14 protein-coding genes and 1 other annotated feature are annotated in these 14,815 nt (G+C 45.3%); of the genes, 10 read left to right on the forward strand and 4 right to left on the reverse strand.

All coding sequences use genetic code 11. The annotated features are described in order from the left end of the window. The first annotated feature begins 73 nt into the window (after positions 1 to 73). From RIN81_RS06545 to RIN81_RS06560, 4 genes are all read left to right on the forward strand, one after another. Positions 74 to 1,831 carry a methyl-accepting chemotaxis protein gene (locus RIN81_RS06545; protein ID WP_309088538.1) on the forward strand — a complete coding sequence of 586 codons (1,758 nt, stop codon included), beginning with the start codon at positions 74 to 76 and terminating at the stop codon, positions 1,829 to 1,831. 233 nt (positions 1,832 to 2,064) lie between these two features. Beyond that, positions 2,065 to 3,093, forward strand: a complete 1,029-nt coding sequence (locus RIN81_RS06550) for an ABC transporter substrate-binding protein (RefSeq protein ID WP_309088540.1) — start codon at positions 2,065 to 2,067, stop codon at positions 3,091 to 3,093. Between the two features lie 11 nt (positions 3,094 to 3,104). Then, positions 3,105 to 4,829 (forward strand): ABC transporter permease, encoded by a 1,725-nt coding sequence (locus tag RIN81_RS06555; protein WP_309088542.1) that lies wholly within the window; start codon positions 3,105 to 3,107, stop codon positions 4,827 to 4,829. Further along, complete coding sequence (locus RIN81_RS06560) at positions 4,826 to 5,890, forward strand: ABC transporter ATP-binding protein (protein WP_309088544.1); 1,065 nt, start codon at positions 4,826 to 4,828, stop codon at positions 5,888 to 5,890. Before RIN81_RS06555 ends, RIN81_RS06560 begins: the two co-directional genes overlap by 4 nt. Before the next feature lie 59 nt (positions 5,891 to 5,949). Here RIN81_RS06560 and RIN81_RS06565 read toward each other — a convergent pair whose 3' ends face one another. Both RIN81_RS06565 and RIN81_RS06570 read right to left on the reverse strand, forming a co-directional pair. After that, complete coding sequence (locus RIN81_RS06565) at positions 5,950 to 7,638, reverse strand: 2-isopropylmalate synthase (protein WP_309088546.1); 1,689 nt, start codon at positions 7,636 to 7,638, stop codon at positions 5,950 to 5,952. 54 nt (positions 7,639 to 7,692) lie between these two features. Further along, positions 7,693 to 7,914 (reverse strand) — a binding site (T-box leader). A 91-nt stretch (positions 7,915 to 8,005) separates the two neighbouring features. Beyond that, complete coding sequence (locus RIN81_RS06570) at positions 8,006 to 8,380, reverse strand: YkvA family protein (RefSeq protein ID WP_309088548.1); 375 nt, start codon at positions 8,378 to 8,380, stop codon at positions 8,006 to 8,008. 160 nt (positions 8,381 to 8,540) lie between these two features. On the opposite strand from RIN81_RS06570, the gene RIN81_RS06575 reads away from it, so the two are divergent. The 4 genes from RIN81_RS06575 (at position 8,541) to RIN81_RS06590 (ending at position 10,120) form a co-directional block, all read left to right on the forward strand. Continuing rightward, on the forward strand, positions 8,541 to 8,903 hold the full coding sequence (locus RIN81_RS06575; protein ID WP_309088550.1) for a hypothetical protein: 363 nt from the start codon (positions 8,541 to 8,543) through the stop codon (positions 8,901 to 8,903). A gap of 272 nt (positions 8,904 to 9,175) precedes the next feature. Beyond that, positions 9,176 to 9,367 (forward strand): hypothetical protein, encoded by a 192-nt coding sequence (locus RIN81_RS06580; protein ID WP_242231693.1) that lies wholly within the window; start codon positions 9,176 to 9,178, stop codon positions 9,365 to 9,367. Between the two features lie 277 nt (positions 9,368 to 9,644). After that, positions 9,645 to 9,836: a hypothetical protein gene (locus RIN81_RS06585; protein ID WP_309088552.1), complete on the forward strand. Its 192-nt coding sequence runs from the start codon at positions 9,645 to 9,647 to the stop codon at positions 9,834 to 9,836. 113 nt (positions 9,837 to 9,949) lie between these two features. Beyond that, on the forward strand, positions 9,950 to 10,120 hold the full coding sequence (locus RIN81_RS06590) for a hypothetical protein (protein ID WP_309088553.1): 171 nt from the start codon (positions 9,950 to 9,952) through the stop codon (positions 10,118 to 10,120). Between the two features lie 16 nt (positions 10,121 to 10,136). Here RIN81_RS06590 and RIN81_RS06595 read toward each other — a convergent pair whose 3' ends face one another. Next, entirely contained in the window at positions 10,137 to 10,310 is a 174-nt protein-coding gene (locus tag RIN81_RS06595; RefSeq protein ID WP_242231688.1) for a YjfB family protein, read from the reverse strand. Positions 10,311 to 10,552: 242 nt separating this feature from the next. Between RIN81_RS06595 and RIN81_RS06600 the strand changes: the two genes are divergently transcribed. Further along, the gene (locus tag RIN81_RS06600) at positions 10,553 to 11,959 is read left to right on the forward strand and encodes an N-acetylmuramoyl-L-alanine amidase (RefSeq protein ID WP_309088557.1); all 1,407 of its coding nucleotides are present in this window, start codon (positions 10,553 to 10,555) and stop codon (positions 11,957 to 11,959) included. Between the two features lie 189 nt (positions 11,960 to 12,148). Further along, a complete protein-coding gene (locus tag RIN81_RS06605; RefSeq protein WP_309088559.1) occupies positions 12,149 to 14,071 on the forward strand; it encodes an S-layer homology domain-containing protein in 1,923 nt (640 codons plus the stop codon). Positions 14,072 to 14,141: 70 nt separating this feature from the next. On the opposite strand, the gene RIN81_RS06610 is transcribed toward RIN81_RS06605, so the two are convergent. Beyond that, complete coding sequence (locus RIN81_RS06610; RefSeq protein WP_309088561.1) at positions 14,142 to 14,729, reverse strand: VanZ family protein; 588 nt, start codon at positions 14,727 to 14,729, stop codon at positions 14,142 to 14,144. Positions 14,730 to 14,815 lie beyond the last annotated feature (86 nt).

Below are 14,815 nucleotides of genomic sequence, written 5' to 3' on the forward strand. Positions count from 1 at the left end.
TTGCCTGCTTCTTTAAAAAATTTCATAAAAACCGATGCAATAAAGGATATAGCAAATAAAGGGCGGTGTGAGGATGAATACAATGAAAAGGAAAAAAGCAGGGTCCTTGAAACGGACCGTCATCGGACTAGTTACAGCTCTGTTGATCGGTTTGTTTCTTTTGATCGGATCGTTTATGTACATAAATACGAAGAAAGCGATTGAACAAACTGTCCGTGAAACGGCTGTTCTGCATGCCGAGCGGATTGCAGAAAGCATTGATCCCGAAGTGTACAGTGATTTTTTAGAAAATCCAAAAAAAGATCAAACGTATGAAAAGCTGCGTATTCAGCTCAATGACTATCGGGAAAAAATCGGTGCTATGTACGTATATACATTGCAGGCAGACGGGCAGGACTCACTTGGTATCATGGTAGATGGCATGGCAAAAGCGGAAGATGCCGTGGCGATCGGAGAACCGACGACCGCAACGAGCTACAAGGACGTAGCAGCTGTATTTGAAGGAAAAACAGCTGCCACAGAGATTGTGAGTGATCCAGACTACGGGGACTACATGTCTGCTTTTGCTCCTGTTAAAGATGCCAGTGGCAATGTAGTCGGGGTGCTTGGTGTAGATCTAGAAGCTAATATTGTAAAAACCATCATTCAAAATGTAATGAAGAATTCTATTCCGCTGCTTATAGCAGGGCTTTTAGGAGCACTCGCTTTACTGCTGGGCATCCTGTTCTTTTTCCTGACGAAACGACTGAACCCGCTTGCAAGACTAAATCGGGCAGCAGCGCTTGTTTCAAATGGAAACATTCATGAAGCAAAAAAGGAAACACAGGCATTCCAGGCTGCTTCCAATGATGAGATTGGTGTTCTGAGCGGGTCGATTCAAACCATGATTGAGACGCTTGAAGGCATGCTTCAAGACATTCAGCTTCACTCTGTAGAGGTGAGGGACCAAAGCGATTCATTATATAAGATGTCTCATCATATGAAAGAATCGAGCAGCCAAATTGCAGTGACAATGGAGGAAATGGCAACTGCCACAGAGCAGCAGGCCGAAGCAGCAGCCGGCATCTCAGAAGGCATGAATCGCTTTTCTTCTCTTGTTTTAGAAACTGCAGAACAGGGCAGCGCGATCTCGGGCTCATCTAATGAAGTTATGCAGAGGACGAGAGAAGGCGAGAAGCTGATGACATCAGCCATTGACCAAATGGACAAAACGCATGTGACAGTACGCCAATCTGTTCAAAAAGTAACAGAGCTTGAAGCAAAAACAAATGAAGTGCAGGCACTCGTTTCTTTTATAAGCGGAGTCGCGGATCAAACAAACCTGCTGGCGCTGAATGCAGCAATCGAAGCGGCGCGTGCCGGCGATGCAGGAAAAGGCTTTGCCGTAGTGGCGGAAGAGGTGCGAAAGCTTTCTGATCAAGTGTCTACATCCGTTCAAGGAATTCAGCGTATCGTTCAAAGTGTAAATGAAACGACGAATGAAGTGGCTTCTTTCCTGGAGCAAGGACTTCAGCAGGTAGAAGAAAGTAGAAATGGATTGAATCAAACCGGAGCAGCATTTAAGAGTATTACAGGGGAAATTCATTCTATGGATAATGCCATCAAAAAAATGCAAAGCCGTCTTCAAGAAGTGCTCACACGCCAAAGTGAGATGTCTAATGCCCTGACGGAAGTAGCCGCTATTTCCGAGCAGAATGCAGCGGGTATTGAGGAAGTAACAGCATCCGCCGAACAAATGAATCATCTGGCGGAAGTGACACAAAGCCAGGTGGATAAATTGCAGGTTATGTCGGGCGAGCTGGATGAATTAAACCGAAAATTTACTTTATAGTTACAAACAGCGAGCAGCCTTTTTAAAAGGCTGCTTTTTATTTTAAAAAAGATGAACATTTTTTTACAGTGCCTTTACAATCGGCTCCAAACCGTTGATATACAGCTTTTTTCGATTTTCCATTCGTTTACAAGAACTCAACATAACTTTTATTTTTGTTTTATTCTTCGTTCACAATGAACGGTTACAATAAATGACAAGAAAACGGAGTAAAAAGAAGCGGAGGAATTTTCATGCGTCATTATGTTTTGCCAGCTTTGGCACTAGCCGTACTTTCAGCAGGATGTTCACAGGAGGCGCTGCAATCAGGGGAAGCAGCGGGTGGTGAAAAAGAAGCGGGTGTATCAGGCACACTCAGCTTTTATACATCACAGCCTGATGAAGATGCACAGGCACTTGTCACGGCATTTCAAGAAAAGTATCCGGAAGCGAAAGTGGAAACATTCCGCTCAGGAACAGAAGAAGTCATTTCCAAGCTGCAGGCAGAAAAGCAGGCAGGGAGTGTACAGGCGGACGTGCTGCTTGTTGCCGATGCGGTCACATTTGAAAGCTTAAAAGAAGCAGATATGCTGATGAATTATGAGTCTTCAGAAGCGGAACACATCCCCGATGATTTTAAAGACCCGGATGGCACTTATACTGGAACAAAAGTTATGGCCACCGGACTTGTCGTAAACACAAGCGAAGCGGCCGAAATGCCAACGAGCTGGAGCGTGCTGGCCGGGAAGGGAGCAAAAGGAAAAAGTATTATGCCAAGCCCGTTTTATTCCGGCGCTGCTGCCTACAATTTAGGTGTGATCACACGGCAGGAGGAATTAGGCTGGGACTTCTATAAGAGCTTGAAAAACAATGAAATGAGCATTACGAAAGGAAACGGCGGCGTGCTTGAAGCCGTTGCATCTGGTGAGAAAACATATGGTATGGTTGTTGATTTTGTAGCGGCACGTGCAAAGCAGGATGGGTCGCCGGTTGAACTTGTTTATCCAGAAGAAGGCGTGCCGGTTATCACCGAGCCGGTCGGCATTATGAAAAACACCGATAACGAAGAAGCTGCCAAAGCCTTCGTAGACTTTGTTTTATCTGAAGAAGGGCAGAAGCTTGCAGCAGAAATTGGCTATACGCCAATCCGGGAAGGGATCGAGGCACCGGAAGGGCTGCGGGCTGTAGAGGAACTCAATGTGCTTACATCAGATACGTCAGAGCTTTTAAAAGCACGTGAAGAAGACAAGGAGCTGTTCGGCGGCATGTTTGGCCAGCAGTAAAGGTAAGCAGAATGATTTCACCTCAATCAGTCGCACCGGAAAGAAGAAGGGAAGCCCCTTCTTTCTCTTCTTTTTTTGGAACAAAAAAATGGCTCATGGTACTTGGATTACTGCTTGTTGTGTTTGTGTTCGTTGTTCCTGTATTTCGTCTTCTCCTTCTTAGTGTGCTTGATAATGGTGCGTGGTCCTCGGCTCATTATGAAAGTATATGGAAGGAAGCAGCTACATGGACAGCTGTTAGAAACACCCTATATGCGACAGCAGGCTCCACTATACTGTCGCTTGTACTCGGTGTATCAATGGCCTGGGTTATGGCCTATGTTCATTTGCGTGGAAAACGATGGATGCAGTTATTTATTTTTCTGCCGTTTATTATTCCATCGTATATTACGACGCTTGCTTGGATTCAATTTTTAGGAAAAAGCGGCCCTGTGTTTTCACTGTTCGGCTGGGCGCCCAATTTATACAGCATGGGCGGCATCATCTTCCTGCTGGGAATATCTCATTACCCACTTGTGTACTTGTTTACAGTAGAGGTATTTCGCAAAATTCCACGGGAGCTGGAAGACGCAGCGAGAACATCTGGAGCTGGCAGAAAGCACGTTCTGCTGAAAGTTGTTCTGCCACTTGCCCTGCCCGGTATTGCCGGCGGCGGCCTCCTTGCATTTTTAACCAATCTAGATAACTTTGGCATTCCTGCTTTTTTAGGGATCCCCGCTAATATTCGTGTGCTCAGCACTTATATTTATGAGCAGATCGCTGGATTTGGTCCATCATCATTTGCACGCGCTGCCGTTTTATCTGTTTTGCTTGGCGCCATTGCACTTGCCGGAACCTTTCTACAATGGCTGCTGCTGAAAAAAAGCCGGGTCACCGAAACCGTAGTGCGTGATACAAATCCGCGCATTTATTTGGCTTCGCGCCCGCAGCAGCTTCTTGAAGCGGGCATATGGCTGTTTTTAGGGGTGACAAGCCTGGTGCCGTTTCTTGCCATGGGGGCACTTTCACTTATTAAAGCATATGGGCTCCCCTTCCGCCCTGAAAATTTGTCGCTCGAAAACTATTATTATGTGTTTTTAGAAGATGCAAAAACTGGCTCTGCCTTGTGGAACAGTGTATGGCTGGCAGTCTTCACGATGGGCATCTGTCTTGTAGCGGGCACTGCTTTGGCTTATCTGCGTTACCGGGGAGATGGCTTTCTTGCAAAATGGATGGAGCTGTTTGTAACAGTTCCCTATGCATTGCCAGGCACGGTGCTGGCACTTTGCATGATCTTTGCATGGATGCAGCCAATCCCAGGCTGGAATCCGGGCCTTTACGGATCCGTTTGGATTTTGCTTATTGCGTATGTTACCCGTTTTTTTGTTTTGCAGGTTAGAGGCAGCTATACGGCACTTTTGCAGGTGGATCCCTCTATGGAAGAAGCGGCGAAAGTATCTGGTGCGCATGGCTGGGTTAAATGGCGGCGGATTTTGCTGCCGCTTCTATTTCCTGGACTTGCCGGCGGCGCACTCCTTGTTTTTTTAATGGTGCTGACGGAATTAACCGTCTCAAGCCTGCTTTGGTCAACTGGATCGGAAACGATTGGTGTTGTGATTTTTAATTATGAACAAGCAGGCTATACAACGTATTCCACTGCTTTTGCAAGCGTGCTTGTGCTGGCCATTTTAACGGGCGGCCTGCTTTTTACTGCTTTGAGCAGGCAGTGGGAGCGAAAGGTGATGAAAAAGCAATGATTGAAGTCAACAATGTAACAAAACAGTATGGCTCCTTTACCGCCTTGCATGAAATGGATTTGAGCATACGAAAAGGGGAATTCACCGCTATTCTTGGACCATCCGGCTGCGGGAAAACAACATTTTTAAAGCTTTTGGCTGGTTTTATGAAGCCTTCTTCAGGAGCTATCCATATAGACGGCTTTCTGGCTGCTTCAAAAAAACGGCTTGTTCCGCCTGAGAAAAGAAACATCGGTATGGTTTTTCAGTCTTTTGCGCTTTGGCCGCATATGACGGTGTATGAACATGTGGCTTTTCCGCTCCGCCATCATCATCATACACGTGATGAGTGGAAGCAGGATATAGGGGCGCGAGCGCAGCAGGTATTAAAGCTGGTGGGGCTTGAGCAGCTATTCGACCGCTACCCGGCTGAGCTGTCCGGCGGTCAAAAACAGCGGGTAGCATTGGCACGGGCAATCGCACCGCTGCCAGATGTACTGCTGATGGACGAGCCGCTCAGCGCACTGGATATCGAACTGCGCGTGGAAATGCGTAATGAAATTCAGCGTATTCACCGTGAAACCCATGCGTCCGTTGTATATGTGACCCATGATCAGGGGGAAGCATTGGCAATGGCCGATAAAATTGTAGTGATGAATCACGGCAAAATTGAACAGATCGGATCTCCAGAAGCTGTGTACACAAGACCGGAAACCGCGTTTGTCGCTTCCTTTGTTGGCAAGTGTAATATGGTGAAAGGAAAATGGGAGCGGGATTTTTTCATTCCAAATGAATTTCCTTGGGAAAGGTGGCCGGACATCGGAGTAACGGAGTCTTTGAAAAAAGAGGGACTATGCCCGGTTCGCCCTGAACAATGGAAGCTGGCCGGAGAAAAGGAAGAAGGTTTAAAAGGAACGGTTCTGACGGTTCAATATCAAGGTAAGGAAATACACTATACGGTTGAAGTAGAAAATGAAAACTGGATTGTCCACCAGTCTGTTTTTCAACCAAAGTATGGAATCGGCGACACGGTCAGTTTAAGCGTGAAAGCAGAACCATCGCAAAAAGCAGCTTCCCTTTAAAGGAGCTGCTTTTTTGAAGCGTAAAAACCCGTTCCTGGCTCGGGAACGGGTTTTTACTATTATTTTGTTGCAGCAAAGCGTTCTTGTTCTACTTTCAACAAGTTGTTTACAGCACTGAATAGGGCTTTAATCGATGAGTTCATAATATCCGGGTCGATGCCGCAGCCCCAGTAAACAGCACCATTGTCGGACGTAATGCTCACGTAAGAAACGGCATTGGCCTGTGAACCGATTTCCTGGGCATGCTCTTTGTACGTTAAATCTTTATAGGAAATGCCAAGCTCTTTTTGGATCGCATTGTTCACAGCGTCCAGACGGCCATTTCCGCTGCCGTGCCATTCATTTGACTGGCCATTCATGTTTATCTCAATTGTAATATTCACGGTATCTTTTCCTTCAAATGTATAATCGATCAGCTTAGCCGGCTCGCTTACATTCACAAATTCCTCCATAAAGATGTCGTGAATTTCGTTTGTCATCAATTCTTTTTGGCTGCGGTCAGACACGTTTTTCACTTTATAGCCGAGTGTTTCACGCATTTTTGGCGGAAGTTCAAAGCCGTATGCCTGTTCAAGAAGATAGCCGATACCGCCTTTGCCTGACTGGCTGTTAATGCGGATAACTTCGCCTTCATACTCGCGGCCGATATCTTCTGGATCAACTGGCAAATACGGAACGGTCCAATGCTCGCGTTCTTCCTGCTCACGCCATTTCATGCCTTTCGCAATCGCATCCTGGTGTGAACCTGAGAAAGCGGTGAAAACAAGCTTGCCTGCATACGGCTGGCGGTCTGGAACCGTCATGCGTGTAACACGTTCATACACTTCCTGGATCGCCGGCAGGTTATCCAAATTTAATTTCGGATCTACACCATGTGTATACATATTAAGCGCCAACGTGACGATATCTACATTTCCAGTTCGTTCACCGTTTCCAAACAGCGTGCCCTCTACGCGGTCCGCGCCTGCGAGTACGCCAAGCTCTGCATCTGCAACGCCTGTGCCGCGGTCATTGTGTGGATGAAGAGATAAAATCACATTTTCACGGTACTTCATGTTTTCGCTCATGAATTCAATCTGGCTCGCGTACACGTGCGGCATAGACATAGAAACAGTAGCTGGAAGGTTGATAATCACTTTGTTGTCAGCGGTTGGCTGCCACACGTCAAGGACGCTGTTGCACACATCAAGCGCGTACTCAATTTCCGTACCTGTAAAGCTTTCCGGCGAGTACTGGAACTTAAAGTTGCCTTCTACTTCAGCTGCATATTTTTTCAACAGCTTTGCGCCGCTTACTGCAATTTCTTTAATTTCTTCTTTAGAACGCTTAAACACCTGCTCACGCTGTGCAAGGGAAGTAGAGTTGTACAAGTGAACGACCGCGCTTTTTGCACCGCGAAGCGATTCAAATGTTTTTTGAATAATATGCTCACGTGACTGCGTTAACACTTGAATCGTCACATCATCCGGAATTAAATCTTGTTCAATTAATGTGCGAAGAAATGTATATTCGGTTTCGGATGCGGCCGGGAAACCAACCTCGATTTCTTTAAAACCAACATCCACCAGCACTTGGAAATATTCTAGTTTTTCCTGCAGGTTCATCGGGATGATCAGCGCCTGGTTTCCATCACGCAAATCAACACTGCACCATGTTGGAGCTTCGGTGATGTACTCTTTTTGTGTCCATTTTAAGCTTGTTGTCGGCGGCATAAAGTAATTGCGCGTGTATTTGTTTACATTTTTCATTTTGTGTCATCCTTTCCTGTATCGGGCTCAATAAAAAACGCCCGTCATCTCTAATAAAGAGACGACAGGCGTTAACCTTCCGTGGTACCACTCTTATTGGTTTATGCAGATGCATAAACCCGCTTGTAGGCTGATTACGGGGCGTCCGTCAAAGCTTACTGCCGTTTCAGCTTTGCCGCTCATGGGCGAGTTGGGGATGCGATTGACTGCCTTTCACCAAAGCGGCAGCTCTCTTGACAATCACGATTCCTTAATGCTCCCAATCAAAGCGTTTTATCGTTTCATTTTTTACAATCGTATTATCGATTGGCAGATTTGTCAATGAGAATTGAAGAAATTGTGAGAAAATTGTCTGAAGACGGACTTTTTACCGTCGCCAAATCCACAGTCCCACCCAGGTTAAAACAGCTGCCCAGATAAGCAGCACAAAAACACTTGCTGTCCAGTTTTTTGGCTTTCCGTCCTTCATCAGCTTTTGTGCTTGTTCCTCGCAGTCTGCTGCCACCGGCTTTGGGATCATTTTTAATGCGAAAAAAATACCGAGCGGAACAAGAAGAATATCATCGATATAACCTAAAACGGGAATAAAATCCGGGATTAAATCGATCGGGCTGAATGCATACGCGACAACGCAGGCAGTGAAGAGTTTTGCATACCAGGGCACCCGCGGATCGCGGCATACGAAATACAGCATAAACAACTGGCGCTTTAACTGCCGTGCCCACTTCTTTAAACGGTTCATCGTACGTCTCCTTCTTTTTTACATCATAACACGACAAATAGGCTTGGGAGCTTTTTTTTGGAAACACTCCCCTTTAGATGGGAATGAATACAAGAAAGCGTGGGTATATTGAAAAGATGTTCTGCTGCGTAAAAAGTAAAGAAAAAAAGGAGCGGTGTACATGTATTTTGTGGATGATCACCACGCCGTCAATTTTAAATTAACACAAATTCAATGGGAATTTGCCCAGTACGATTTAGAATATGCGGCTGCCTGCTATTTGCTGGCCGTGCCGATGGTATTTGAACATATAGTATCTGAATTAGATACGCATGAAACGCCGGTTGACTGGATCATTCAATGGGAAGAGGATGATTCGGTCTACGACCTCAGCGCTGGCGCGGTCCAGCTTGGCCGGCTTGCGCTTCATTTATGGAATGGATCGGGGCCTTTTCACCTGCTGCAGTGTTTAGAGAGCCTGCAGGGGCATCATTATGACGTCGTAAAGACGGCGCTGGATGTAAGGATGGGAAGGACCGGATAAGAACGAGCTGAGCCTGGGCAGCAGGTTCTGCCCAATACATATATAATCTTATAAAAAATAATAGAAAAAGGTTTGAAAATAGATTTGTCTGGGTAAAAAAGAAGAACACACGACATGTGTGTTCTTAGGCGGGATAGCGTGAGTGGCTGTCAGTATATTTGGCGCAGGCGGGGCCGGTATGAAAAGGAAATGTCAGGATAATGTCGAGCTTCTTTCATTTTTTCAGTAGGTTGCCTGATAGATCAAACTGAATTAAGGGGAGGAAATGAAAAATGGCTTCGTTACACGAATTTGATCCTGGTACAGCAGATATTCAGTCAATGCATGTTTTAACAAAACTAGCCGCAGAAGACGACGGAGTCTATATCTTAGCCCGTGAACGCGATGTAACGAGAGACGCAGCCGACAAATCCGATGAAGAAAAATTAAGAGACCAATATATTTTGTTTAGTAGTTTATTTTAACTGAATTTAAATAGCGAATAAGGGAAAAAGGACCTCCAAGCAGCATATGGAGGTCTTTTTTGATGGATTTATTTATTCAGGATTATAAATGCCTGTTCATTACAAAACTCCTCTATACATATAAATCAATGCCATTTGATGAACTCTGGAAAGAATACCATGCTTTTTAAGAGGAACATTTGGCAGACTGGGCACACCGCTTTTTCCGGGAAATGAAAGAAAACAAATTTTCCCGGTTTTTAACCATTATGAGGAAGAACTAATTGAAGACTTCGTCATGCTTTATACGCTCTGTAACGGCAACGACGCCGATCATTGGATAGAAGATATTGAACAAAAAGGCGCAGCACATGCGCATATTGGCGGAAACCCGCTGATGAACTGGGATGAAATTGTCCGTGAAGTCAACTTTGCGGGCCGTAATATAAAAGGACGGTACCGATTCAATCCATCCCGGCTGGTTATGTGAAAAATAATGAAATGCTGTCCAACAAAATTTCTTTTCAGCATGATGGGGGCGGCAACTTTATTGCCATCGACCTTGATCCAGATACAAAGGGCCAGTAGGGGCAGGTCGTCGAGGTGGATCATGAATATGAGGAACGGGTTGTACTTGCATCTAGCTTAAAGGAATATATCATCATTTTATATTATTCTGTGAAAGAGCTTGGTGTAATCGATAACGGAGAAGGATATGAAGGCGATAAACCATTGTCATCTTATATTATGCGTACAGAAAAAGCAGCGGATTAATCCGCTGCTTTTTCTGTTACGCTTTTACGTCAATTGATTTTCCGAGCGTTGGATGAGGGGCCTGCAGCATTTGCACCATTTGGCTGGCATTTTGCTGGGCCATATCCATTGTTTTTTTCGTCAGCGCAATACTGACACTTTGGTTAAGGGAAGCCTGGCTTATGCCAGTCGATAAAGCAGCGATATCCATACGTCTCACCTCCCTTTTTATTATCGGCTTAATAGTTCGAAAGTATAAGAGGCTTCGAAAAATACCTTCATTTAACCAGTAAATAGGTAATTTTTTAGAAATATGGACATAATGACTATTGGATATCAAAAATAACAATTAGATTACAATTAAAGTTAAATGATAGAAAAATAGAATTTAATATGTAAAATTAACCAATAGAGAAATGAAATTTGTAACAAAAGAGAACTGGAGGAAAAGGTTTGAAAAAACAAGCAGCAATGATTGGTTTGGTACTGGCTCTTATTCTATCAATGGCCGGTTTCGGGCTGCCTGCTCAAGCAGCTGAGTTTGTTGATGTGCCAAGCCGTGCAGCAAAGGAAGTTAATTATTTAGCCGAAGGAAAGATTGCAAACGGATCATCCGCAACAGTATTTGGCGCCGATAAAACCGTTACACGTGCAGAGGCAGCGGCGTTTATTGGACGGGCTCTGCAGCTGGATGGAACAAAGAGAGCCACTAACTTTGTAGATGTAGGTTCAGGGAATTTTGCGTCTGGGTATATACAGTCGGCGGTAGATAAAAAGATTTTCTCGGGCTATGATGGCGGCCGCTTTTTGCCGGATAAACCAGTAACGCGCGGCGAAATGGCTGTCATGATGGCGAAAGCATTTGACTATTCGTTCGGCGGTACACTGTCAGGCGCAGCCAAAGCATTAACAGCACGTGGGATTGCTCAAGGTGTAGATGACGGCACATTTGGGGCCGATCAGCTGCTGAAGCGCGCAGACTTTTCTGTTTTCCTTGCGCGTGCCATCAATCCAGAATTTCGCCTAGTCAAAACGAACGATTTTAGCAAGACAATGTGGGCGAATGTGGGCGACTTGAATATTCGCTCAGGCCCGTCAACCGCTTATGGTTCAAAAGGAAAACTAGCTGAAAATGTACAAGTTTCATCAGCCCATAAAGTGGGTGACTGGATTTATATTCAGTCAGGGGAAGTTGTGGGTTTCGTTAATGTTTTTTATCTGCGTGATACAGAGACAAAAAGCGCAGCAAGTGATCCACGCCTGTCAAATCAAACGATCATTTTAGATCCGGGTCATGGCGGACGGGACCCAGGAGCAATTGGTTTTGGACTTCAGGAAAAAGACGTTGTGCTGAAAACAGGCTTGAAAGTGAACGAGCTGTTAAAACAAACACCGTTCAATGTGAAGATGACCCGTTCAACAGATACATTTATCACAATCAATAATCGTGCTGCATTTGCGAGCAAAAACAACGGTAGTGTGTTTGTCAGTATCCATGCTAACGCCGCAGCAAGTTCAAGTGCAAACGGCACGGAAACGCTTTATTACAGCGCCACGAATACGGCTAATTCAGCAGACAGCAAGCTGCTTGCTGAAAAACTTCAGAGCCGTATGCTGCAGGCTTGGAATTTAAAAGACCGCGGTTTAGTAAGAAGAACAGATTTAGGTGTATTAAAATACAACACAGTGCCATCCGCGTTAGTGGAACTAGGGTTTATTACGAATAAAGAGGAGAATGACAAGCTAAAGTCAGATTACTGGCAGACAGTGATGTCTAAAGCCCTCTACTATGGTATTTTGGATTACTACAAAGCAAAAGGCTACGATGTTGATTCGTTATACGATCTAGCTAACTCATAAGGAAAGCCGGCTGGCTTTCCTTTTTTCTTTGGCAGACTTCTAAACAAGTAAGAAAGGAAAGCCGAAAAAAAGAGTAGGAGCGCGGTTCTTTTTCCATTATGATGTATCAAAGGAATGATTTGAGAAAAAGAGCAGCTATGAGCTGTAAACGTACATACAAGATAAGCAGTGAGGGGAGTTTTGGAGAGAATGAAAAAAGTAGGTTCATATGTGCTGGCGGCCAGCTTATTGTTTCCGCTTGTGCCTTTATCCGAAAATAATGTAGAGGCGGCCGGCGATTCGCTTGGCAGAGAACTGAGTGCCGTTATTGAAGCCGGTATTATGAGCGGCTATGAGGATGGCTCGTATAAGCCAGACAACAGCGTTACGCGGGAAGAATTTGCGACGTTTTTAGCTCGTGCCTTGCAGCTGCCGGAAGGACCAGAGCGATTTAAAGATGTCCCGGCTTCAGCCAAGCTGGCTCCTTATGTAAATGCGGCGGCTGCTGCCGGCATCATTAACGGCGGCTCAGACGGAAATTTCTCGCCAAAAGCAACGATTACCCGCCAGGATATGGCGCTTATGATCAGCAATGCGCTCAACTATTTAGGGAAAGATGCCGCGTATGTAAAGTCATCATTTACAGATATTAACAATATCAGCTCGGCGTATCGAGTGGCAATCGGCAAAAGTGTCAGCTTAGGTATCATTTCTGGGTATACAGATGGACGATTTGGTCCGCTGGATAACGCGCGCCGCGGACAAGCAGCAGCGTTTATTTACCGGATGCTTGAAGGAAACCTGCCAGAGCCGATTGTAAAGCCGTTTGAAACAGCGATGATTGATGCAGCTGGCACGATTACAGCTTCAGCTGTTGCGTATGAATCCTTTGATGCTGCCAAACAAGCCATGGACAAAAACGGGGCTGAGCTTCTGCTTGAAAATGGGAAAATTATGTATATGAAAGAGTATGGAGGCATGGTTTTTGCCAAGCCGGAAAGCGGTAAAGCGACGGTTGATCTTTATGCCGATGAAACGCTGAAAACGGCCAAAACGTATGTGACAGCCTCTGCGATTGGAAGCAGCGGCATTTCGACCGAGCTGCAGTATATTACTTCGACCGATGCATACGTAAAGGTATACCTTGGCGGAAGCGAGTATTTTATGAAGCCGGAAGATACACGCCTTGTACCGTACGAAGGCGCAAAAGGGCGCGGTTATTATTCTGTATCAAATGGTTTGCTTGTCCATCACATTTATAATGTTGACACAAACAAGACAGTCGCGTATACAGCTGGACCCGCACCATCATTTATGCAGGCAGGCTCAAAGTATTATAGCTGGGATGGTTTCTCATTTTACAATGAAGCAGGTCAGCAGGCAGGGCGTGAATATCAATATTTCCAGTTCCTGTCCGGCCGCACGAAAACGAATTACACCGCTGCCGAGCTTGATGCCTATATTCAAAAAGTGCTGGCGGAAAGACAGGCGATGGGCTTTTCTAAATACGCAAATGCCACAACGAAAAGTAAGCTGATTGGCCTCGGTACGATGGCCAAAAAAGCAGAAAGCCTATATAACGTCAACGCACTTATGATCGTTACACTGGCGATTCATGAAAGTGATTACGGAATGAGTGATAAAGCACAAACGATCAATAATTTATTCGGCTTGAAAGTGTACGACTCCGATCCTACTGGCGGCTCTGTGTTTAAAACCGTAGAAGAAGGTGTAACGGCGCTTGCAAAAGATTACTTAGGAGCAGGATATTTCACACCGACTCACTGGCGGTTTAATGGCTCCGTGCCTGGAAACAAAACAACAGGCGTAAACGTGAAGTACGCATCCGATCCTTACTGGGGTGCAAAATTTGCCGGCCATATGTATACGGTTGACCAGGCAATGAGCGGGCAAGACTTTGGCCGCTATACGATTGGTTTCACGAACACGCCGGGCTTAAACGTGCGTACGGGTCCAAGTACAAGTCAAAGCATCTTGTACACATACAAAGCGAGCGGCATGCCGGTTACCATTATTAAAGATGGAGAGTGGACGGAGATCGTGTCGGATAACCCGTCCCAGACAGGCTACGTGTACAGTACTTATGTGAATAAGCTTCCTATAGCTGAATAAGTAAAAGTAAAAAATAAAAATCCGGCAGGCCTGTGTGAAGGTCTGCCGGATTTTTATGTTTCTAGAAGTACTAGCGGATCACACGCAAAACACGCCGGCCCAACGGATACAACGCATATCCAAGGAACACGCCGGCGATATTTAAGATCAGGTCATCTATATCCAAGCTGCCCCGGTGGGTAACAAACTGCACCAATTCGATCAAGGTAATAACCAGAACGGGTACAAGCGTTTTTTGCAGAAGGGAAGGGGACGCTGTCAGCATCCAAAACATGCCGTATGGTACGAACAGCACGACATTTGCGGCAATATTGTAAAAGGCCACAAATGTATCTGCCTCTCCGCTTAAAAAAAGGCGGATTGTGTGAAATGGTATAAGATTCATATTCTCATAAGTCTGATTTGATGGCCGAAAAAACAGCAGAATGAGCAGCGCCGCTGTGTAAAGGGCCATTATCCGTTTTAAAAACTTTGCCGGTATATCAATTGTATCCTGGCGAAAGCCGTACACAAGTAAGAAAACAAGCGCGGTCAGCGTCGCCCATACAACAACAATGACCACAGGGTGAAGATACGAAAAAAGCATAAACCAAACAGGAAGGAATGCGAGAAACAATCCTTGCGACAGCAAGGCAGAAAGGCCAAATGATGTTTTCACGTATGCCGCTCCAGCTCTGCTTTTTGCTTTTTTTTACATTGATCAATCATGCTAGTGCCTCCTTTTCAATCAGTTTATCACAAGAC

Source organism: Domibacillus sp. (assembly GCF_031181085.1).
In the GTDB taxonomy this organism is placed as follows: domain Bacteria; phylum Bacillota; class Bacilli; order Bacillales; family Domibacillaceae; genus Domibacillus.

Excerpts from the sequence above, each read along its gene's own strand:
- RIN81_RS06545 (WP_309088538.1), top strand. The coding sequence starts at position 74 with ATGAATACAATGAAAAGGAAAAAAGCAGGGTCCTTGAAACGGACCGTC.
- RIN81_RS06550 (WP_309088540.1), top strand. The coding sequence starts at position 2,065 with ATGCGTCATTATGTTTTGCCAGCTTTGGCACTAGCCGTACTTTCAGCA.
- RIN81_RS06555 (WP_309088542.1), top strand. The coding sequence starts at position 3,105 with ATGATTTCACCTCAATCAGTCGCACCGGAAAGAAGAAGGGAAGCCCCT.
- RIN81_RS06560 (WP_309088544.1), top strand. The coding sequence starts at position 4,826 with ATGATTGAAGTCAACAATGTAACAAAACAGTATGGCTCCTTTACCGCC.
- RIN81_RS06565 (WP_309088546.1), bottom strand. The coding sequence starts at position 7,638 with ATGAAAAATGTAAACAAATACACGCGCAATTACTTTATGCCGCCGACA.
- RIN81_RS06570 (WP_309088548.1), bottom strand. The coding sequence starts at position 8,380 with ATGAACCGTTTAAAGAAGTGGGCACGGCAGTTAAAGCGCCAGTTGTTT.
- RIN81_RS06575 (WP_309088550.1), top strand. The coding sequence starts at position 8,541 with ATGTATTTTGTGGATGATCACCACGCCGTCAATTTTAAATTAACACAA.
- RIN81_RS06580 (WP_242231693.1), top strand. The coding sequence starts at position 9,176 with ATGGCTTCGTTACACGAATTTGATCCTGGTACAGCAGATATTCAGTCA.
- RIN81_RS06585 (WP_309088552.1), top strand. The coding sequence starts at position 9,645 with ATGCTTTATACGCTCTGTAACGGCAACGACGCCGATCATTGGATAGAA.
- RIN81_RS06595 (WP_242231688.1), bottom strand. The coding sequence starts at position 10,310 with ATGGATATCGCTGCTTTATCGACTGGCATAAGCCAGGCTTCCCTTAAC.
- RIN81_RS06605 (WP_309088559.1), top strand. The coding sequence starts at position 12,149 with ATGAAAAAAGTAGGTTCATATGTGCTGGCGGCCAGCTTATTGTTTCCG.